The sequence below is a fragment of the Sphingorhabdus sp. EL138 genome, from assembly GCF_945882965.1.
GTDB lineage: Bacteria > Pseudomonadota > Alphaproteobacteria > Sphingomonadales > Sphingomonadaceae > Sphingorhabdus_B.
The window spans coordinates 16,814-38,181 of record NZ_CAMCWY010000023.1; the positions used below are offsets into that span (position 1 = coordinate 16,814).

22 protein-coding genes are annotated in these 21,368 nt (G+C 56.5%); 5 read left to right on the top strand and 17 right to left on the bottom strand.

What is annotated here, in order from left to right; translation table 11 throughout:
- Positions 1-42 precede the first annotated feature (42 nt).
- The 17 genes from Q0N43_RS10040 to pyrE all read right to left on the bottom strand — a co-directional run bounded on the left by Q0N43_RS10040 (position 43) and on the right by pyrE (position 16,627).
- On the bottom strand, positions 43-1,596 hold the full coding sequence (locus Q0N43_RS10040) for a DEAD/DEAH box helicase (protein WP_295445965.1): 1,554 nt from the start codon (positions 1,594-1,596) through the stop codon (positions 43-45).
- 306 nt (positions 1,597-1,902) lie between these two features.
- Positions 1,903-2,658 (bottom strand): SDR family oxidoreductase, encoded by a 756-nt coding sequence (locus Q0N43_RS10045; protein WP_295445967.1) that lies wholly within the window; start codon positions 2,656-2,658, stop codon positions 1,903-1,905.
- The gene (locus Q0N43_RS10050) at positions 2,655-3,023 is read right to left on the bottom strand and encodes a dihydroneopterin aldolase (protein WP_295445969.1); all 369 of its coding nucleotides are present in this window, start codon (positions 3,021-3,023) and stop codon (positions 2,655-2,657) included. The genes Q0N43_RS10045 and Q0N43_RS10050 overlap by 4 nt, the downstream gene beginning before the upstream one ends.
- Positions 3,024-3,031: 8 nt before the next feature.
- Positions 3,032-3,910, bottom strand: a complete 879-nt coding sequence (locus tag Q0N43_RS10055) for a class I SAM-dependent methyltransferase (protein WP_295445971.1) — start codon at positions 3,908-3,910, stop codon at positions 3,032-3,034.
- A 2-nt stretch (positions 3,911-3,912) separates the two neighbouring features.
- Positions 3,913-5,319, bottom strand: coding sequence for a threonine synthase (gene thrC, locus Q0N43_RS10060; RefSeq protein WP_295445973.1), 1,407 nt, complete (start codon positions 5,317-5,319; stop codon positions 3,913-3,915).
- Positions 5,320-5,360: 41 nt separating this feature from the next.
- A complete protein-coding gene (locus Q0N43_RS10065; protein ID WP_295445975.1) occupies positions 5,361-6,944 on the bottom strand; it encodes a GMC family oxidoreductase N-terminal domain-containing protein in 1,584 nt (527 codons plus the stop codon).
- A gap of 67 nt (positions 6,945-7,011) precedes the next feature.
- On the bottom strand, positions 7,012-7,923 hold the full coding sequence (locus tag Q0N43_RS10070) for a sterol desaturase family protein (RefSeq protein ID WP_295445976.1): 912 nt from the start codon (positions 7,921-7,923) through the stop codon (positions 7,012-7,014).
- On the bottom strand, positions 7,916-8,332 hold the full coding sequence (locus Q0N43_RS10075; protein ID WP_295445979.1) for a hypothetical protein: 417 nt from the start codon (positions 8,330-8,332) through the stop codon (positions 7,916-7,918). The genes Q0N43_RS10070 and Q0N43_RS10075 overlap by 8 nt, the downstream gene beginning before the upstream one ends.
- On the bottom strand, positions 8,329-8,760 hold the full coding sequence (locus Q0N43_RS10080) for a TIGR01244 family sulfur transferase (protein ID WP_295445981.1): 432 nt from the start codon (positions 8,758-8,760) through the stop codon (positions 8,329-8,331). The genes Q0N43_RS10075 and Q0N43_RS10080 overlap by 4 nt, the downstream gene beginning before the upstream one ends.
- Before the next feature lie 106 nt (positions 8,761-8,866).
- Positions 8,867-10,633, bottom strand: coding sequence for a DNA helicase RecQ (gene recQ, locus Q0N43_RS10085; protein WP_295445983.1), 1,767 nt, complete (start codon positions 10,631-10,633; stop codon positions 8,867-8,869).
- 71 nt (positions 10,634-10,704) lie between these two features.
- Complete coding sequence (locus Q0N43_RS10090; RefSeq protein ID WP_295446007.1) at positions 10,705-12,468, bottom strand: ABC transporter ATP-binding protein/permease; 1,764 nt, start codon at positions 12,466-12,468, stop codon at positions 10,705-10,707.
- An 89-nt stretch (positions 12,469-12,557) separates the two neighbouring features.
- Positions 12,558-12,860, bottom strand: a complete 303-nt coding sequence (locus Q0N43_RS10095; protein ID WP_295445985.1) for a hypothetical protein — start codon at positions 12,858-12,860, stop codon at positions 12,558-12,560.
- Positions 12,838-13,905 carry an AI-2E family transporter gene (locus Q0N43_RS10100; RefSeq protein WP_295446009.1) on the bottom strand — a complete coding sequence of 356 codons (1,068 nt, stop codon included), beginning with the start codon at positions 13,903-13,905 and terminating at the stop codon, positions 12,838-12,840. Before Q0N43_RS10100 ends, Q0N43_RS10095 begins: the two co-directional genes overlap by 23 nt.
- A gap of 52 nt (positions 13,906-13,957) precedes the next feature.
- Entirely contained in the window at positions 13,958-14,902 is a 945-nt protein-coding gene (gene lepB, locus Q0N43_RS10105; RefSeq protein WP_295445986.1) for a signal peptidase I, read from the bottom strand.
- Positions 14,899-15,309: a holo-ACP synthase gene (gene acpS / locus Q0N43_RS10110; RefSeq protein WP_295445988.1), complete on the bottom strand. Its 411-nt coding sequence runs from the start codon at positions 15,307-15,309 to the stop codon at positions 14,899-14,901. The genes lepB and acpS overlap by 4 nt, the downstream gene beginning before the upstream one ends.
- Positions 15,306-16,049 carry a pyridoxine 5'-phosphate synthase gene (locus Q0N43_RS10115; protein WP_295445990.1) on the bottom strand — a complete coding sequence of 248 codons (744 nt, stop codon included), beginning with the start codon at positions 16,047-16,049 and terminating at the stop codon, positions 15,306-15,308. Before Q0N43_RS10115 ends, acpS begins: the two co-directional genes overlap by 4 nt.
- Positions 16,046-16,627, bottom strand: a complete 582-nt coding sequence (gene pyrE / locus Q0N43_RS10120) for an orotate phosphoribosyltransferase (RefSeq protein WP_295445992.1) — start codon at positions 16,625-16,627, stop codon at positions 16,046-16,048. The genes Q0N43_RS10115 and pyrE overlap by 4 nt, the downstream gene beginning before the upstream one ends.
- Before the next feature lie 228 nt (positions 16,628-16,855).
- On the opposite strand from pyrE, the gene coxB reads away from it, so the two are divergent.
- From coxB to Q0N43_RS10145, 5 genes are read left to right on the top strand one after another with little or no spacing between them, the layout of a single operon-like run.
- A complete protein-coding gene (gene coxB / locus Q0N43_RS10125) occupies positions 16,856-17,941 on the top strand; it encodes a cytochrome c oxidase subunit II (protein WP_295445993.1) in 1,086 nt (361 codons plus the stop codon).
- A gap of 17 nt (positions 17,942-17,958) precedes the next feature.
- Positions 17,959-19,626, top strand: coding sequence for a cytochrome c oxidase subunit I (gene ctaD / locus Q0N43_RS10130; RefSeq protein WP_295445995.1), 1,668 nt, complete (start codon positions 17,959-17,961; stop codon positions 19,624-19,626).
- Positions 19,627-19,674: 48 nt separating this feature from the next.
- On the top strand, positions 19,675-20,580 hold the full coding sequence (locus Q0N43_RS10135) for a heme o synthase (protein ID WP_295445997.1): 906 nt from the start codon (positions 19,675-19,677) through the stop codon (positions 20,578-20,580).
- Complete coding sequence (locus Q0N43_RS10140; protein WP_295445999.1) at positions 20,577-20,732, top strand: hypothetical protein; 156 nt, start codon at positions 20,577-20,579, stop codon at positions 20,730-20,732. Before Q0N43_RS10135 ends, Q0N43_RS10140 begins: the two co-directional genes overlap by 4 nt.
- Positions 20,732-21,298 (top strand): cytochrome c oxidase assembly protein, encoded by a 567-nt coding sequence (locus Q0N43_RS10145; protein ID WP_295446001.1) that lies wholly within the window; start codon positions 20,732-20,734, stop codon positions 21,296-21,298. Before Q0N43_RS10140 ends, Q0N43_RS10145 begins: the two co-directional genes overlap by 1 nt.
- Positions 21,299-21,368 lie beyond the last annotated feature (70 nt).

Sequence of the window (21,368 nt, forward strand, 5' to 3'; positions counted from 1 at the left end):
CGCTTTCGCGGGAATGACAAGGGCTATGGTGTTAATTGAGGCTTACCCAGCGCGCTTTACTGTGCCTTTATAGTTGCCATTACCACCCTTTTTGGGGCCGTAATTGCGGGCAGGTGCGCCGGGATCGCGGCGGTTTTCGCTGCGGGCGGCAAATGCGCGGTCGGCGGTTGGACGACGATCACCAGCAGGGGCATTGTCGCTGCGTGGACGTGCATCACGCCCGCCTTCGCTTCTGCCTTCACGGCTGCCGTCACGTGGACCAATGGCGGGCTGCCAGCCACCTTGCGGTGCGTGCGTGCGGTTACGGCTCTCGCCGTTCAAACCAGTGCCGCCATTATTGCCGCCAAGCTTCTTGCCAGCATAATTGGTGCGTCCGCCGCCGGGCTGACCGCCACCGCGACCACCACGGGCCTGTTGCGGCTTTTTATCGGCAACAGGCGGCGGCAGTGCTGCAACGGCTGCACGGAAACCTTCGGGAAGGCCAAGCGTCATGGCGCGGATGCCAGTTAGACGCTCGATATCCTTCATATAGCCGCGCTCATCGCCCGCAACAAAGCTCATCGCGATGCCTTCACGGCCGGCACGCGCGGTGCGGCCAATGCGGTGGACATATTGTTCGGGCACATTGGGCAGTTCGAAGTTGAACACATGGCTGACGCCGGGGACGTCAATGCCGCGTGCTGCAATGTCGGTGGCCACAAGGATCTTGATCTTGCCATCGCGGAAGGCTTGCAGCGCAGCGGTGCGCTGCCCTTGCGATTTGTTGCCGTGGATAGCGGCGGATTGAATGCCGGCTCCTGCAAGCCCACGCACAACGCGGTCGGCGCCATGCTTTGTGCGGGTAAAGACCAAAGCCCGGTCAATCTCTTCGCTTTGCAATTTGAGCGTTAGCAATGTCTGCTTTTCGCGCTGTTCAACAAAGGTTACGAATTGCTCAACGCGCTCTGCTGTGGTCGCGGCGGGTGCAACCGAAACACGCACAGGGTTGTTCAAAAAACGGTTGCCGAGTTCTGCAATTGCCTTTGGCATGGTCGCCGAAAAGAACAAAGTCTGACGCTGCTTTGGCAATAATTGGTCAATACGCTTCAACGCGTGAATAAAGCCAAGGTCCATCATTTGGTCGGCTTCATCAAGCACGAAGATTTCAACGTCCTTCAACGTTACCGCGCGTTGCTCAATCAGGTCGATCAAGCGGCCCGGCGTTGCGACAAGAATATCGACGCCGCCGGCAAGACGCTTTTTCTGGCTAAAAATCGGCATGCCGCCGAACACGCAATCGACCTTCAGGCCCAAAAACTTGCCATATGTGCGGAAGCTATCGGCGATTTGTGCCGCAAGTTCGCGCGTAGGCGACAGGACAAGCATCCGGCAGCTATATTGCTGACGCGCCTTTGGCTTGGTGGCGAAATGGTGCAGGGACGGCAACGCAAATGCGGCGGTTTTGCCGGTTCCGGTTTGCGCAATGCCGCATAGATCGCGGCCCTCAAGCAAAGACGGAATGGCCTGTTGCTGAATGGGAGTCGGCGTATCATAGCCAGCCGCCTCAAGCGCCTTAAGGATAGGTTGGGCAAGGCCCAGGTCTTGGAAAAAAGACATAATAACACTCTCAAAATAATCGTCGCGGCCCACGAAGCGTGTCCTTTCATCAGGACCGCACGGGCGCAACAGCAGGTGTTCGGGAGCAGCTTATGCTGACCCGTTGGAAACAACCCTGCGTGATATGGGAAGCCTCTAAGCTTGCGCATCTTGTTCGTTTGGCGGAGCCTGTATCTAGGCCCTCACGCTGCCAAAACTGCGGCGGTGTTGTCCGCTCGCCTCATGCGCTTGAGCGTCCTATGGCGAAACGAGGGTCAAAACGCAAGTAATTTGTGCATCGGCGCAATAATCGGTCGCAGGCGCGCGCTAAAGATGCATGAAGTCGCGATCAAAACTTTTGAGATGCGCACCGCCGTCGACGAAAATGACTTGGCCGGTAACGTCCTGCGCTTGGGCAAGATAAACGACTGCGTCCGCGACAGCCGAGGGCGATGGCAATGCGCCCAAGGGCATCCTATCGGCCAGCCGCGTTTCTTGCTCGGCGGTATAATCGTCGGTTGCAATGACCAAGCCAGGCGCGACGCCATTGTAACGGGCACGACCAGCAAAGGATGCCGCCATGGAACGCACCGATGCGGCAAGCGCCTGCTTAGACAGGGTGTAGCTTATCTGGTCAAGGTGCGGATTGACCACGCGTTGATCAAGGATATTGACGATCGCGGCGCGCGCCTCTGGGCCAGCGATGTGGACGAGCGCCTGCGCTAGCAATAATGGCGCAAACAGATTTAACCGGAAATGCGCCTCCAGCGTTTCCAGCGTCATGCTGTGCCAGTCGTCTTGTCCAAACATGGCCGCATTGTTCACCAGCAAGTCAGGTGTGCGACCAAAATGGGCGGCGATCATGTCGACAAGCTTGGCAGGATCGCCCGTGCTCAGGTCAAAGGTGAATGCGTGCCATTCGCGCGCGTTCGCCTCCAGCGCCGCTGCCAGAGCAGCCTCCGGCGGGGTATCCATATGGCTCACTAGAGCCAGCGCATAGCCTGCGCCTGCAAGTTTCGCCGCAATCGCTGCGCCCAGCCTGCGCTTGCCACCTGTTACAATTGCAAGCGGCCTGTCTGTCACTTGCGGCCCCGCGACATGGTGATGCCAATCGCCTCATTATCTTCGGCAATCGCCAGCTTGACGATTTTGACGACGATGTTGCTGACACGCGGGTCATCAGCGAACAGAGTGTCCATGATATGATCGGCCACTGCCTCAATCAGCGTGAAGTGCACGCCCTCAGGCAATTTTGTCGCCGCTTCTTTCAACGTCATATAATTTTTGGACGCCGACAGCGGCGAATCGGGTGCGTAATGCGGGGCCATATCTAGCGTGATGCTGATTGATATCCGCAGCGGTTGCGGCAGATGCGTTTCCTGGCTGTAAATACCCGTTAGGACATTGACGACAAGATCGTGCACTTCAAGAATTAAAGTGTCGCTCATATTACTCCTTAACGCGACCAACGGGCGAAGATGGCGGTGGGCAAAAGCATGCCCCTGCCGTGTTCGCGCACCGCCAGTTCGCCAAATTCAACCTTGCCGCCAAGGTCCGCAAAATGCGATTCCAATAACCCACCCAATGCCAGCGCGGACATGCGCACGGCGTAGACGGTCAAAAACAAAAACTTCGATTCCGCATCCAACAGCTTGCGGCAATTGGCGATTAGCTCAGGCAAGTCTTCCTCAAGCCGCCATACTTCGCCTTCGGGGCCACGGCCATATTTGGGCGGGTCTAACAATATGCCATCATAACGTTTTTCGCGGCGCACTTCGCGGGCAACAAATTTGGCCGCGTCATCGACGATCCAGCGGATAGGGCGGTCGGCCATGCCCGACATTTCGGCATTGGCCCGCGCTTGCCCGACCGATTTCTTGGACGCATCAACATGCACCATCTGCGCGCCTGCCGCAGACAAAGCGAGCGTGCCAACACCGGTATAGCCGAACAGGTTCAGGGCAACCGGGTCGGTAACGCCTGCCAATTGCCCGCGCATCCAACGCCACACCGGGTCCATATCCGGGAAAAATCCCAAATGGCGAAACGGTGTGCAGGACGCGGTAAAATGCACCTCGTCATTCCACGACAGGGACCATCCATCCATGGGCACGGGTTTGTTGTTATACCAACGACCGCCGCCATCATCGTCTGACCCGGGAATAAATTCGGCGTCAGCGGGCCAGTCGTCTAATGCCGGGGCCCACATCGCTTGCGGCTCGGGCCGGATGAAGCGGCGGTCGCCATAGGATTCATATTTGCGCCCATAACCCGAATCGATCAGCGTATAATCGCTGCGCGGTTCGCTGATCAGGGTGACGAAATCCGGCTCCATATTCAACGCGTAGCGCGCGCCAACACATAATCCCGCACAGCATCATATTCGCCGGGCAAAACATCAAAGCGTTCTTCGCGGTCAAATAATTGCGACACTCGCGCGGGCAAAGCGGGGCGTATACCCGTGGCATTTTCAACGGCGTCGGGGAATTTGGCGGGATGCGCGGTCGCCAATGTTACAACCGGCACATCGGGGCGAATGCCCGCATGGCGCGCGGCGTGCAAAGCGATCGCGGTGTGCGGATCGATAATCTGGTCCGTCGCACCATAAGCCCAACGCATGGCCGCCGACATTTGTTCGGCATCGGTCCGTGCGCTGGTGAGCAAACCCGCCTTTTTGCGCATGTCGGGCGACAGCACCATCTTGCCCATTTGCTCAAACCATTTCATCCGCGCGCCCGTGGTGACACCATCACGGCCCTCCAGATCGAACAATAAGCGTTCAAAATTGCTCGACACCTGAATATCCATCGACGGTGATGCCGTCGGGGTCACGCCAAGCACCGAATAGTCTCCTTTTGACAAAGCGCGGTGCAAAATATCGTTGATGTTGGTGGCCACAATCAGGCGCTCAATGGGAAGACCCATTTGCGCGGCGACGTAGCCTGCGAACACGTCGCCGAAATTTCCTGTCGGTACCGAAAATGCGACCTTGCGCTCCGGCCCGCCAAGCCGAAGCGCGGCGTAGAAATAATAGACCACTTGCGCCATCAGGCGTGCCCAATTGATCGAGTTAACTGCAGATAAAGTCAGCGGACCGTTGACATCCTTGTCGTTGAACATCCGCTTCACCATGGCTTGGGCGTCATCAAAGCTGCCGCCAATGGCGATGTTATGGACGTTTGGCGCTAGGATGGTTGTCATCTGCCGCCGCTGCACATCGGACACGCAGTTATGTGGATGCAGCATGAAAATCTCAATCTGCGCGCGTCCGGCAACGGCATCAATCGCGGCTGAACCCGTGTCACCAGAGGTTGCGCCGACAATCGTCAGCTTTGTATCCGTACCCGACAGAAACCGTGCAAAAAACTGGCCAAGCAATTGCAGCGCCACATCCTTGAACGCCAAGGTCGGGCCGTGGAAAAGCTCAAGCAACCAATGCTGGCCATCCAACTGCACCAGCGGCGTAACCGCTGTGTGGGCAAAGGAGCCATAAGCCGTGGCGCACAGGCCCTTTAACTCCGCCTCGTCCAATACGCCTGCGGTAAAGGGCGCCATGACACGCGCGGCGAGATCCACATAAGACAGCCCGCGCATCGTGGCGATTTCGTCCGTTGAAAACTGCGGCCAGTGCCGGGGCACATATAGCCCCCCGTCGCTTGCCAACCCCGTCAGAGTGACGCCTGCAAAATCAAGCACGTCTGCGTTGCCGCGGGTGCTGATATATTCTGTTCTGTTTATCGCCATAATGGGCACGCGGTTAACCGCAGCGCCGCATTTACGCAAGATTATTGCAAGTCAGCCCGAACGAATTCGGCACATCTTTCCCCAATCATGATGCTCGGCGCATTGGTGTTCCCGGAAACAACACGCGGCATGATGCTGGCATCGGCCACATATAGCCCTTCTATGCCCCGATATTTCAGGCGCGGGTCAACAACATCATTGTCATTCGGCCCCATACGGCAGGTGCCAACGGGGTGGTAGACCGTGTCGGCGCGGCTGCGGATCAGGTCGTCCAATGCCGCGTCGTCATTGATATCAACCGGATGCCGGTTCTGGCCATTATAGGCGGCAAGCGCAGGCGCTTCGAATATACGATGCATCGCGCGCACCCCGGCACGCAGTGTCGCCATGTCGCGGTCATCGCTTAAGAAGGCCGGGTCAATGACCGGGGCGACTTTGGCGTCCGATGACGACAAACGCACAGTTCCCCGGCTTTCAGGACGCAGAACGCAGGCATGGCAGCTAAAGCCGTGGCCCTTCACTGAGGAACGGCCATGGTCTTCCAACATGGCGGGCACGAAATGATATTGGATGTCGGGTGCTGGCAAGCTTGGGTCCGAACGCCAGAAGCCACCCGCCTCGGCAAAGCAGGTGGTCATGACGCCAGTGCGCTTGAAGCGATGTTCGATAATGCCCTTGACCATCTTAAGCGTGCCGGTCAGCGAATCGCCGAAGAAATCATCCTTGGATTCGGTTTTGAAGCTGGAAACATAATCGATATGGTCTTGCAGGTCAGACCCAATCGCGGCCTTGTCATGGACAACGTCCACGCCAACACTGCGCAAATGTTCGGCCGGACCCATGCCCGACATCATCAGGATATGTGGTGAGCCAAATGCGCCTGCCGATAAAATAACGGCCCCGCGCGCTTTGATCGTCCGGCGTTTGCGGCCCTGACGGATGACGACGCCCGTCGCGCGGCCATTTTCGACGATGATCTTTTCGGTCAGTGCGCCAGTCAGCACCTCCATCCGGTCACGCGCAGGCTCAACATAAGCGCGCGCAGCGGTCCAGCGTTCGCCGCCCTTTTGCGTGACCTGATACAGGCCAAAGCCGTCCTGCGTCGGGCCGTTGAAGTCCGCATTTACGGGCAATTGCAATTCGGCAGCGGCTTCAACAAAGGCAAGGCTGCCCGCTTGCGGCCAGCGTTGATCGGACACCGAGAGCGGCCCGCCCGATCCGTGAAAAGCGTCTGCGCCGCGCTCATTATCTTCACAGCGTTTAAAATAGGGCAACACATCGTCATAGGACCAACCATCGCAGCCCAAGGCGGCCCAATTGTCATAGTCATATTTGTGGCCACGAATGTAGACCATCGCGTTGATTGCGCTGGATCCGCCAAGGCCCTTGCCGCGCGGTTGGTAACCCGTGCGGCCATTCAGGCCCTTTTGCGGGACGGTTTCATATTTATAATTAGACCCATTGCGGATGAACGGCATGAAGCCGGGCGTCTTGATCAACATATTATTGTTGGTGCCGCCTGCCTCAATCAAGCAGACCTTATATTTGCCACCTTCGGACAGCCGTCCGGCGGCTGCGCTGCCTGCTGAACCACCGCCGATAACAATGATGTCGAATTCGTCCATATTGCCTGCTCCCTCTTCATGCGTGGGTTTAAGCGGACGATTAATTACTGGCAAGGGTGTAAATAGGCTAACTGTGCGCCGTCGGGTCGGCTGTGGCTTGCTGGCCCTTCAGCCATTGCGCACGAATGCTGTCCGATGTGTCCCGGCTGCCATCATGGCTCCAGCCCGGCGGACGCCACAGATACGAAAATTTATGCCGCCATGGCGCGGACCATAAGTCTTGGGCGATGCCGATCCATTCATGAAACACGCTCCACAACAGGTTGAATGTGCCCAATTGCTTGACGATCCCATAGCGGATTTTTTCGCCTTCGACTTCCTCAGTAAAGGTCCCGAACATGCGGTCCCAGATGATGAAGGTCCCGCCGTAATTCTGGTCCAGATAACGCGGGTTGGTCGCATGGTGGACGCGGTGATGGCTTGGCGTGTTCATGACATATTCGACCCAGCGCGGGAATTTGTAAATTGCCTCGGTGTGGATCCAGAACTGATAAATGAGATTGAACGCGCCGACGAACAACAGCATCGCGGGATGAAAACCCAAAAATGCCAGAGGTATGCGGAAGATAAAGCCAAGCGCGATAAAGCCAGTCCATGTTTGGCGCAAAGCCGTCGATAGATTGTAATGCTGGCTACTGTGATGGTTTACATGGCTTGCCCAGAACCAGCGGACGCGGTGCCCCGAACGATGCGCCCAATAATAGGCAAGATCATCAAGCACAAAACATAAGGGCCACGCCCACCAGACCCAGCCGATATCGAAAAAGCGATTTTCGTATATCCACATGGCAAGGCTGAATACCAACGCGCCTGTCAATGCACCGGCCACAGTGCTGCCCGTGCCCAAGGCAAGCGATGTCAGCGTATCGCGCGGTTCATATTTCTCCGGCGCCCGCGCCCGCGCCCATAGCATTTCTGCAACGATCAGGATGATGAACGCCGGAACGGCATAATCAATTGGGCTGAACAATTCAGGCATATGTACGTCCTATTTTCAAATGGCGCAGGCCAGCCGCCCAATGCGATGCTTCCGCGCCTAAATTAAGTGTCACCGAGCCAAAGCTTTTCTCGCCCGTGCCAACGATGAGGAATTTTTGGTCAAGGCGCGCCTCATTATGGTGGTCAAGTAACCGTCCGGCCCATTGTACGCCATGCCGCCGCACCAAAAGATGCCGACCATCGGCGTCACGCATCAACGCGGCGATACCAGCCTTGTCGATGCCAATTTCGACGGGTTCGAACCCGCATACAGTCTCATGGGCAATTGCGCGCGCGTGTTCTTCGTTGCGTATGCGGACGTCGCCGCCGAGTTTCCAGATCCGCGCAAGCCAAGCGATGAACAAGATCGCGGCGATTGACCCCGCCAGCTTAAGCAATTCTGCTGTCACGAAGCCCGCCCGCGCAGCATATCCATCATTGCGGTCACAGGCGTTAAATCATAACCGGCATCCGCGGCCTTTTCGGCCAACACGGCGGGATGTTCGCCTTTGGACGCCTGCGCCAATGCCCATAACAAAGTCGAGCGCGTGCCGGATCGGCAATAAGCCAGCACTTTACCGTCGGCATTGTCCAATGCATCGGCCATGGCGCTGACTTGCCATTCGGCAAAGCCTGCATGCGTCACCGGAATCGCCACATAATCCAACCCTGCGGCTCGCGCGGCGGTCTCAATGTCTGCACCGGAGGTTTGATCTGCGGATTCACCTTCTGGGCGGTTGTTGATGATCCGTGTTACGCCCGCTTGCGCGGCGTCCATGACGTTGCCGACGTCAATTTGCGGCGCTACCAAGATATGGTCTGTGAGTTGGCGAAACATCTGAAAAGTCCTGTAATAAAATCGCCATGGCCGACGATATTCTATCCCTCATATTTTAATCCGCAATCGATGACAAGGAGGGGCAATGTAGCGATGTATTTCGGTCCTAAAATTGTGCGATTACCGACAGAAATTCTGCGCCATAGGCCTCCAGCTTTCGGGCTCCGACGCCGCTGATCCGGCCCAAGGCGCGGATATCGGCAGGCCGGGTCAGCGCCATTTCGCGCAAGGTTGCATCGTGGAAAATGACATAAGGCGGCACGCCGACATTTTCGGCAAGTGCCCGGCGTTTGGCGCGCAATGCCTCAAATAACGGGTTACCAATGGGGTTGTCGGGGCGGCCTGCGCGGCGCGTGTTGCCGGGCTTTACCACAGCAATCTCAATCTTTTGATCGCCGCGCATGATCGCCCGTGCCTCGCCGCCAAGTTTCAGGCCGCCATGTTCGTTCGCGACCAACGCGCCGCGCGCTTGCAAGGCACGCGACAAGGGCTTCAGCATCGCGGCCTCGGTCCGGTTCACAATACCAAACACAGAAAGCTGGTCATGCCCAAATTGCGTAATTCGGTCGTCTTTATTCCCCACCAGGACCTTCTCCAAATGACCCATGCCGTATCGCTGACCCGTCCGATAGGCGGCGGACAGCAATTTGCGGGACAGCTCGGTCGCGTCGTGCACGTCGGGCGCATGCAAGCAATTGTCGCAATTGCCGCATGTTTCGACTGGGCTTTCGCCAAAGTGGCGCAGCAGCACCGCGCGGCGGCAACCGGGGGTTTCCACCAATTGCGACAATACGGCCACGCGCGCCAATTCCGCCTCACGCCGCTCCGGTGGTAACTCGGTCAAGCGCCCACGCGCGCGGGTAAAGTCGCCTGCGGACCACAGCATATGCGCGACCGCCGGGTCACCATCGCGCCCGGCCCGGCCGCTTTCCTGATAATAGGATTCGATGGATTTCGGCAGGCCAGCATGCACGACAAAGCGGACATCAGGCTTGTCGATACCCATGCCGAACGCGACCGTTGCGACCATGACCATGTCTTCGGAGGACACAAATTCGGCTTGCGCACGGGCGCGCGTTTGTGGCTCCATACCTGCATGATAAAAAAGCGCCCTGCGGCCCGTCGCGGCGATCTGGGCGGCGATTTTTTCGGTGCGGTCGCGGGTTTGGGCGTAGACGATGCCTGCACCCTGCAACCCCTTTACCAAGGACGCGATCCCGCTATTTGGCGCGGCCTCAGCGATGTAGCGGATGTTGGGGCGGTCAAAACCCGCCACCATGACGCCATCTTTGGCTATGCCCAATTGTTCGGCAATATCGTCGCGTGTGTGTGTGTCGGCGGTGGCGGTCAGCGCAAGGCGCGGCACATGGGCAAAGTCATCCAGCAATGGCCGTAACAAACGATAATCGGGCCGGAAATCATGGCCCCATTCGGACACGCAATGCGCCTCATCAATCGCAAAGAGGGATATTTTTGTTTCGCGTAGCAGGCTGCGAAATTCCTGCCCCGATGCGCGCTCCGGCGCGACATATAATAGGTCAAGCTCGCCCGCGCGGAACCGTGATATGGTTTCGGCGCGATTGTCGTCGGCGGACGTCAATGTCGCGGCGCGAATACCCACGGCATCGGCCGCGCGCATTTGGTCATGCATGAGCGCGATCAGCGGCGATATGACGATGCAAGTGCCATCCATGATCACAGCAGGCAGTTGATAGCAAAGCGACTTGCCCGCGCCCGTTGGCATGATCGCAAGCGTCCGCTGACCAGCCAAAACGCGCGTAACCACCTGTTCCTGCTGCCCGCGAAAGCCAGCGAAGCCGAACAAGCGATGCAAAACATCGGCTGGCGTAGGGGAGGGAGCGACGGAGGCCATGCGAAAGCCCTAGCGTGACCGAACTGCCAATGACAGAGCCCACATGCGTTTGTTGCAGATAGCGCGTGATTTTACGCGGCAGGAACAGCCTCTTCTTCAGCTTCGGTTTGTTGGCGTGCCCACATGTCGGCATATAGACCATTTTTGCGCAGCAATTGCATATGCGTTCCCTTCTCCGCCACGCGCCCCGCCTCTAGCACAATGATCTGATCTGCGTTCACGACGGTCGACAGCCGATGCGCGATGATGATTGTGGTGCGGCGTTCCGAAATACGTTCCAGCGTTGCTTGAATTTCCGACTCGGTGCGGCTGTCCAAGGCGCTGGTGGCTTCATCAAGGATCAAAACCGGCGGATTTTTCAACAATGTGCGGGCAATTGCCACGCGCTGCTTTTCACCACCGGATAGCTTTAACCCACGCTCGCCAACCTTGGCGGCATATTGGTCGGGCAGTGATTCGATGAAGCCTTGAATCGATGCGCCGCGCGCGGCCTCTTCGATTTCCGCTTGATTGGAACCTTCGCGACCATAGCCTATATTATAGCCGATGGTGTCGTTGAACAAAACGGTATCCTGCGGAACGATGCCGATGGAACTGCGCAGGCTGGACTGCGTAACGTCACGTACATCCTGCCCATCGATCATTATGCGCCCGCCGGTAATATCGTAAAAACGATAGAGCAAACGCGCGATGGTCGACTTGCCCGCGCCCGATGGGCCAACCACGGCGAGCGTATGGCCGGGTTTTATGTCGAAGCTGACGCCGTTTAATATTTGCCGCTCCGCGTCATACGCGAAATACACATCGTCAAACACCACCGCTCCGCCATGGATTGCTAGCGCGGGCGCATTCGGTTTGTCGGTGATTTCGGCGGGCGTATCGATAAGCGCAAACATCGCGGCCATATCGGTCAAGCCTTGGCGTATGGTGCGATACACCATGCCCAACATGTCCAATGGCCGGAAAAGCTGTGCCAGCAAGGTATTCACCGTCACCACGTCGCCTGTGGTAAATTGCCCGCGTGACCAGCCCCAAACGACATAGCCCATGGCCCCAGCCATCATCAGGTTGGTGATCAGCGATTGGCCAATGTTCAGCGCGGCGAGCGAGTTTTCAGATTTGACGGCGGCATTGGCGTAATGATGCACCACCTCCGCATAGCGGCGGGTCTCGCGCTTTTCTGCGTTGAAATATTTGACCGTTTCATAGTTTAGGAGGCTGTCGACGGACTTGGCAACGGTCTGCGTGTCGAGCTCGTTCATTTCCTCGCGCAATTTGTTGCGCCAGTTGGTGATTAGGGTGGTGTAAACAATGTAGCTGACGACCATGATCAGCGTGGCAATGACCATGCCCCAGCCAAATGAAATCTTGAAATAAACGGAGACTAAAAACAGCTCAAGCAAGGTCGGCGCGATGTTGAACAAGAGGAAATAGAGCATGATGTCGATGCTCTTGGTCCCGCGTTCAATCACCTTGGTAACCGCGCCTGTCCGCCGGTTCATGTGGAAACGCATCGACAGGTTATGCAAATGGCTGAAGACATTTTCGGCCAGACGCCGCGTCGCATCTTGCCCGACACGTTCAAAGACGATGTTGCGCAAATTGTCGAATAATACCCCGCCAAAACGCGCACCAGCATAAGCCGCGACCAAGGCGATGGCGATGGCGACGCTGGCTTCCATGCCCGGCACCATGCGGTCGATGGCCTGGCCATAGAGCCACGCCATGCTGAGCTGAATGAGTTTTGAGACAACCACCAGCAGCAAGGCAAAGACAATGCGGGCGCGCAAACCAGCTTCATTCTTCGGCCATAAATAGGGCAAGAATCGCCGCATGACGGCGAAATCGGGCTTGGCATCGTTGGTGGGAGCTAATGGTGGCACAGGGGCCGTATAATTATATTAGCGCAAAGCACAAAGGCCCATCATGCCTTGTTCGACAACAATATCCATGTCGCAACGCCGTTTACGGCGGTGTAGGCGGCGTAGAGGAGCGATACCGCCAAGGAGTCTGCATTGGCCAACCACATGGCGCCGATGAGTAAGGCCAGTTCAATGGCATAGCTTCCATAAGGACCGAAATGCCGGCCGAAATAAAGCTTAGTCTCTTCAACAAAAGGATGCCCAGATTCCGCCACCGCTTTGTGCATACAAAAATTGGCGACGCCTAATATAAAGCAGACGGTCAGCAACATAGGGTTTGGGTCACGGCCCTTCGCGGATGCCACGCGCTTCATTGCGTACGGATTGTCGCTCCAACGCGACCTTGATCATCGCGATGATCGGGTCGGCCAATGCAAGTCCCAAAATGCCGAATAAAGCGCCGAAAAGAATCTGCGCGCCGAGCACTAAAGCAGGTGCCAAATCGACCGCACGTTTTGCGACCATCGGGACGATCAAATACCCGTCTACCGTCTGCACAACGAAATACACGAAAACGGCGTAGAGCCCGACATCAACCCCGGCAGAAAATCCAACGAGGATAATAAGCGCGCCCGATACAATGGCGCCGATGTTCGGCAAGAATGCCAGCAGGCCAGTGAGCACACCCAGCAGCGCCGCCATTGGCACGCCGCCCACGCTAAGTAACGCCCATGTGCCAACGCCTTCAACCACCATGCCAAGCAGGCGACCCGCCATCAGGCGGCGCAGGACGCTGCCCATTTTTTCGGCGGCGACATAAAAATGCGCGCGCTCTGCCAAAGGCAACATCCACGCGACACCGCGTTCATATAAGCGGGGCTCGATTGCGATAAAGATGCCGAGAACCAGCATCATCGCAAGGTTTGTGACCGCGCCCAAAACGGACGATACTGCTTCAGTAACGCGGCCAACGGAGCTTAAAATCTGCGAACCAAGGCTTTTTACATCCTCAGCAGAAATGTTGAACCCTGCCGCTTCAATGCGATTGCCTATTATTTCAATTTGGCTTTCGACAATGGCCTGAAGGCTTGCGGCTTGCGCGGCGAGTTCAGAACCTGTGAAGACAAACGTCCAATAAACAAAACCAAACACCGCCAGCACGACAATGGTCAGGCGGAAGCCGCGCGGGATGGGCAGCACTCGGCCAAGAAGCCGCGCGCCGCCGTCGAACATCGCGGCAAGAACGATGCCGCCAATGATGAGAAGAATGGGCTGCGCAAGCCAGATGAAGGCAACAACGAGGCTGGCCATGCCAATCCATACCGCAGCGCGCTTTATCTCCGAACGAATGATGGGGTCGTAAAGCTCGGTTGGGCCTACCTCTTCACGAAAGCTGTCGTTTGCCTGCACGGCAGGCTTTTTGCGCGTCCGGCGCGGCTTGCTTTGCGCAAGAGGAGCGGCGTCACTCACCTTGGCCGACCTTTTTAGGACGCAAGCTGTCGCCAGCGCGATCACCGCGTAGGGAGCTGACCCAGCTTGCAGGATTAAGGCCAGTGCTGCCATCAACTGAGAATGTGATAATTTCCGCGCGGCCGCCGATGCGATCCCATGATACAGGACCACCAAGGCCGCCAAACTCTGCCGCCACGCGGCTGTCGGAGCTGTTATCGCGGTTATCACCCATCAGGAAAACATGACCAGCAGGAACCTTCACAGGCCCCATGTCATCGGTATCGCGCCGACGCGCGTCAATCGTATCATATTGCACGCCGTTGGGCAGGGTTTCGCGAATAATTGGTAAATGGCAACTGAGCGCACCATCATCGCCGCGCGTCAGTGCGCCCGGAAAGTCATAATCATTGCACGGGTTGTTGGCATCGACCGGTAAGATGAGGCTTGGCTGGGTTTCCTGCTTCACGGGTTTGCCATTGAGGAAAATCTGCCCTGCGCGCAGTTCGATGGTGTCACCGGGCAAGGCGACGACGCGCTTGATCCAATCCTGATATTTGCCCTTTGGCGTCACTATTACAATGTCGCCACGTTCGGGCAATTTGCCCCAGACGCGCGTGTTGCTTTCCGGCAAAGGCACGGCCAAGGTGTCCACCTCTTCGCGCAACACCAGCCAGCGGAATATCGCCACAGGATTCGGTATCGTCGGCGACACATGGCTCCATCCATAAGGATATTTGCTGACGAACAGGCGGTCACCCACCAGCAAGGTCGGCATCATCGAAATAGACGGAATGTAAAAGGGTTTTGCAATGAAGCTGTGGAACGCAAGCACGGCGAGCAGAAGCCAAAACATGCCTTTAAATTCGGCCCAAGCCGCTGCCGCCCAGCCCTTTTTTTCAGGGACTGGCGTGGGCGGTGTTGCCTCGGCATTGTTGTCGGTGGTCAAACTGGTCATGCCTTTTGCGATCTCAACGCTTCTATAATGACAAATGCCTGTGCCCACGGGTGGTCATCCGTCAGCGTCAAATGAATATGTGCCTCATAACCCGAAGGAATCATTGCGTCTAGCCGCGCTTTTGCGCCGCCCGTCAGGGACAGGGTTGGCGCACCTGTGGGCGCATTGACGACGCCAATGTCCTTCATAAATACGCCATGTTTGAAACCGGTTCCCACGGCCTTTGAAAAGGCTTCCTTGGCGGCAAAGCGCTTTGCATAGGTTCCCGCTTTGGTAAATGGGCGCGTGGCTGCCTTGGCACGTTCCACGTCAGTGAAAACACGATTTTCAAATCGCGCGCCAAATCGCGAAATCGATTTGGCGATGCGTTCGATGTTACACAGGTCAGAGCCAAGCCCGATGATCACCGGGCAAGGTCCATAAGCTCACGCATTCTGCGCACGCTTTCTTCCAAGCCAATGAAGATGGCCTCACCGATCAGATAGTGCCCGATGTTGAGTTCGGCAAATTGCGCAATGGCGGCAATGGGCTGAACATTGTCAAAAGTGAGCCCATGGCCCGCATGGGGCTCTATCCCATTCTTTGCCGCGAGCGCCGCAGCATCGGCAATCCGGCGCAGCTCTATCTCGCGCTCCTCGCCTTGCGCATGGGCATATTTGCCCGTGTGAAACTCAACGATATCTGCTTTCAGGCGGATAGCTGCTTCAATCTGGCGCGCATCAGGCTCAATGAACAGGCTGACGCGGATATTGGCGTCCCCGAGCCGCGTGACGATGGGCGCAAGATGATTATGCTGTCCCGCCGCGTCTAATCCGCCCTCGGTCGTCCGCTCCTCACGCCGCTCGGGAACGATGCACGCGGCATGCGGCTTATGCCGCAAGGCGATCTCCAGCATTTCGTCGGTTGCGGCCATTTCAAGGTTCAGCGGCAAATTCGTCGCGGCCATGATACGTTCGATATCGGCATCGCGAATATGACGCCGGTCCTCCCGCAGATGCGCCGTGATGCCGTCGCCACCTACGGCAGCCACAATCTGCGCCGCACGAACCGGGTCGGGATGATCACCGCCGCGCGCATTGCGGATGGTTGCGACATGGTCAATGTTCACGCCCAAACGCAAGCGGGGCGGCATGGGCGCTTGCGTCATAATGTGCGGCTACCGGGCTTGACCGCTTCTGTCGCGGCAAGCTCCGGCGGCAGTTCGTCGGACGCGTAGGTGGGAAAGTTCAACTGGATCAGCGGGTAAAAGGGAACGCCAAGCTCAGCGGTCCCCGCTGAACGGTCAACCACAGAAGCTGCGGCAATAACAACCCCGCCAGCAGCTTCGATTGCAGCAATCGCTTCACGTGAAGATAGGCCAGTGGTCACGACATCTTCAACCATCAGGACCTTAGTGCCCGGCGCGAGGGTAAATCCCCTGCGCAACGCAAAAACACCTTCGGGGCGTTCCACAAACATGGCATCAACGCCTAGCGCGCGACCCATTTCATGGCCGATGATGATCCCGCCCATGGCGGGCGAAATGACCGCTTGCACCTCAGTCCGCAGTTCGCGTGGCATTTTTTGACTGATCGCAAGCGCAATCCGTCCCGCGCGCTCGGGGTTCATTAACAGCCGAGCGCATTGCAAATAATACGCGCTGTGACGGCCGGAAGACAGCAGGAAGTGCCCCTCTAGGAGCGCGTCTACGCTACGGAATTCAGACAGTATTTCATCTTCGGTCATGATGGGGAGAGTTTTCCTTGTTAGCCAATGTCGTCTTTTGCATGTTCAGTTTAACGGATTGCAACGCAAATGGGTAGAACAGTGGTGCAATTAAATGCTAAAAATACTAAATCGACCGCTTGAGGGTTCAGACTTGCGCGACTATAGGTCGCGCAAGTCTGGCCATCCTCGGCTGAGCAAGACATGCGCAAAGTTCCTGCGCCGCACCAAAAATACGGGGCCAAGTAGATGAATACGTGGAAGAAATTACTGGTTGTCTTTGCTGCCATGACCATGCCGTCATTGGTAATAGCGCAGCCAGCGAATCCTGCGCCAGCGCCATTGACGAAGGAAGTGGCCGCGCCTGTGGTTGCGACGCCTGCTACGGCAACGACCGCCGCACCCGCCGCCCCGGCTGCTGCCGCTGCGCCGAAGGCAATGGATGGTTCATTACCGGGCTACACCCCGATGCGCCCCAATTATGAAGATAGCGTTGGTATGCCAAAGCCGAAGGAAGTGGATTTTCAAGAACAATTCACCGAAAACGGCCAATATGCAAAATGGATCAACAATGCGATCCTGCTGCCGATCATCACAATCATCTCTCTGTTTGTCCTTGGCCTCCTGCTTTGGGTGATCGTGCGTTTCAACCGCCGCGCCAATCCAGTACCATCAAAGACGACGCACAATACCTTTATCGAAGTGGTATGGACCTTGATCCCTGTGCTCATCCTCTTGGGCATTGCTTATCCATCGCTAGATTTGTTGGCCAAGCAGTTTAAGCCAGCACCAGCAGACGCCGTTACCATTAAGGCGACTGGTTATCAGTGGTATTGGGGCTACACCTATCCCGACCATGGCGGGTTCGAAGTTGTTTCAAACATGCTGAAAGAAGAAGGCGATGCCGCCAAAGGTGAGCGTTTCCGCACCGAAAATGACGGGCCAAAACTGTTGGCTGCTGACAATCGCATGGTTGTGCCTGCGGGCGTACCTTTGCGCATCCAAACGACGGCAGCGGACGTGATACACGCATTTGCGGTGCCGTCACTTTGGTTTAAGCTTGATGCGGTTCCCGGTCGTCTGAATGAAAAATCTGTCACGATCACGAAGCCCGGCGTTTATTTCGGGCAATGCTCTGAACTCTGCGGGGCACGCCACGCGTTTATGCCAATTGTTGTGGAGGCACTGCCGCCTGCACAATTTGCGGCATGGGTGAAAGCGCAGGGCGGCACGATGCCTGGCGAAGAAATGCCGGCACCTGCTGCTGTTGCACCAGCCGCTGCAACCGCGACCCCCATAGACACAATTGCTGCACCTGCTGCAGCGCCAAATTAAGTAAAAGGGCCAGACGGATGACAACCATTGCTGCCACAGGCACCGACCTTCACACGCATGACCATCATGACGCGGACCACAAGCCGGGCTTCTTCGCCCGCTGGTTCATGTCGACGAACCATAAAGACATCGGGACGTTGTATCTGATCTTTGCAATTTTCGCAGGGATTGTGGGCGGTGCGATTTCGGGCTTGATGCGTTTGGAGCTTGCTGCTCCTGGCATTCAATATCTGCAAGGCTGGGCATCGATGATGGCCGGCAAAGAAGCCTCGCTCGACGAAGCCTATCATATGTGGAACGTACTGATCACGGCCCACGGCTTAATCATGGTGTTCTTCATGGTCATGCCCGCCATCATTGGCGGCTTTGGTAACTGGTTTGTGCCTTTGATGATTGGCGCGCCGGACATGGCGTTCCCGCGCATGAACAACATCAGCTTCTGGTTGACCGTTGTGGCCTTCATCATGTTGCTTGGGTCAAGCTTTGTACCGGGTGGTACTGGACTTGGCGCAGGCACTGGCTGGACGGTCTATGCGCCGCTGTCGACTTCAGGTTCGGTTGGCCCCGCCGTCGACATGGCCATTTTCTCGCTTCACTTGGCGGGTGCAGCATCGATCTTGGGTGCCATCAACTTCATCACCACCATTTTCAATATGCGTGCGCCGGGCATGACCTTGCACAAAATGCCATTGTTCGTCTGGTCGGTGTTGGTAACCGCATTTTTGCTATTGCTCGCATTGCCAGTACTGGCGGCGGCGATCACTATGCTTTTGGTTGACCGGAACTTTGGTGGCGCATTCTTTGATGCGTCGGCCGGCGGTGACCCTGTATTGTATCAGCATCTCTTCTGGTTCTTCGGCCATCCCGAAGTGTATATCATGATCTTGCCAGGTTTCGGCATCATCAGCCAAATCGTCGCAACCTTCAGCCGCAAGCCAGTGTTCGGCTATCTCGGCATGGCGTATGCTATGGTCGCCATTGGTGTCGTTGGCTTTGTCGTCTGGGCGCACCACATGTTCACCACGGGCATGAGCGTCGATATGAAGATGTACTTTACGGCAGCAACAATGGTCATCGCGGTGCCAACCGGCATTAAGATTTTTAGCTGGATTGCCACCATGTGGGGCGGTTCGGTCAGCTTTAAGACGCCGATGGTATGGGCAATGGGCTTCATCTTCATGTTCACCGTTGGTGGTGTGACGGGTGTTGTGCTGGCCAATGGCGGTCTCGACGATAACTTGCACGACACATATTATGTCGTTGCGCACTTCCATTATGTGTTGTCGCTGGGTGCGGTATTCTCGCTCTTTGCTGGCTTCTATTATTGGTTCGGCAAAATGTCGGGTCGTCAATTGAACGAATTCCTTGGCCATTTGCACTTTTGGGTATTCTTTATCGGTGTGAACGTCTTGTTCTTCCCGATGCACTTCCTTGGAAACTCCGGCATGCCGCGTCGTTACCCTGATTATCCAGAGGCCTTTGCCTATTGGAACGGCGTTGCGTCGTTGGGCTATGTCATTATGGGCGTTGGCGTGCTCATCTTCTTCGTCAATGTTATTTGGTCGTTGGTCGCTGGCCGCCGTGCAGAAGGAAATTATTGGGGTGAAGGTGCGACCACGCTTGAGTGGACGCTGACAAGCCCGCCACCATATCACCAGTTCGAAACGCTGCCGATTATTAAATAATCGGCGGCGGTTCGCCGCTTTGAACGTCTCGAACGTTTGGGAACAGGCATGACAACCGCAACGCGTGACATCATTTTGCCAGCCGAGTGGCGCGATTTCTGGGCTTTGACCAAGCCTCGGGTCATGTCGCTTGTCGTGTTCACGGCGCTTTGCGGATTATTGGCGGCACCGGGTAACATTCATCCGGTGATTGGTTTTACCGCGATCCTCTGCCTTGCTTTGGGTGCGGGTGCCTGTGGTGCGCTCAACCAATATTTCGAAGCGGACATTGACGCCAAAATGGCACGGACGGCGGGCCGACCGCTGCCTGCTGGCCGTATGGACCGAGTGGCCGCGCTGAACTTTGGCATTGGCCTTGCCGCTTTTTCGGTCGGCATTATGGGCGTTGCCGTCAATTGGCTATGCGCTGGGTTGCTTGCCTTTTCGATCTTCTTCTACGCGATCGTTTACACCATCTGGTTAAAGCCTAATACGCCGCAAAACATCGTCATTGGCGGCGCGGCTGGGGCATTTCCGCCCGTCATCGGATGGGCGGCGGTAACGGGCGATGTTACGCTTATGCCAGTCCTCCTGTTCGCGATCATCTTCTTGTGGACACCACCGCATTTTTGGGCGCTCGCATTGTTTATGAAAACGGATTACGGCGCTGCCGGAATTCCCATGCTCCCCAATGTGAAGGGTCAGCGGGTCACGCGGAACCAGATTTTCGGCTATAGCTTTCCCATGGCGGCGACGGCGATACTGCCTTTCGCTTTGGCCGAAACAGGTTGGGTCTATGGCGCAGCAGCCATTGTTCTTAACCTACTGTTTTTGGCATTGGCCTACCGGGTTTGGAAAAACGAGGCCACTGACGCAGCCGCGATGAAGCCGGAGAAGCAACTTTTTGCTTTCTCGATCCTTTACCTGTTTCTTCTCTTTGCAATTTTCGCCTTTGACCGGATGCTCATATTATGACCCCGAATGAACCTTCTGCCTATACCGCCGAAGAAACCGCGATTATCCGCAAACGCCAAGCGGGACGATCGCGCGTTATGGGCGTTGCTTTGGTCGGATTGTGCATCTTGTTCTTCTTAATCACTGTGGTGAAAGTGGGAGTCTGGGGCTGATGGCGATTTCTAACGCAAAAACCGGATTTTTGGCGGCGGCCCTTGCGGTGTCGATGGTGGGCGTCGGCTTTGCAGCAGTGCCATTATATCGCCTATTCTGCCAGGTGACTGGCTTTGGCGGCACCACAATGCGCGTGGACGCTGCGCAGGCGGCTACTGTTGCAGTTTCCAACAAGACCATCGTCGTGCGCTTTGATGCTAACCATCGCGGCGACTTACCTTGGGAATTCAAACCTGAGCGTCCGACAGATACCGTGAGCATCGGTGCGAAGGACATGTCGATCTATATTGCAAAGAATCTTTCGAACGAACCAGTCACTGGCACCGCCACGTTCAACGTGACGCCAGCGCTTGCTGGTCAGTATTTTAACAAGATCCAGTGCTTCTGCTTTACTGAGCAGACGCTGAAACCCGGTGAACAGGTCCGCATGCCGGTACTCTATTATGTCGATCCGAAGATTATGACCGACCCGGAAACCAAGGATATTGAAGAAATCACACTTAGCTACACCTTCTACCCCGTTGAGAAGCCAAACACGGTGGACCAGACGGCGAACGGTGGCTAAGGCAATAGTTAATCGATAAGACTACAGGGAATTGACCATGGCGGGTGCCAAAAATCACGATTATCATATT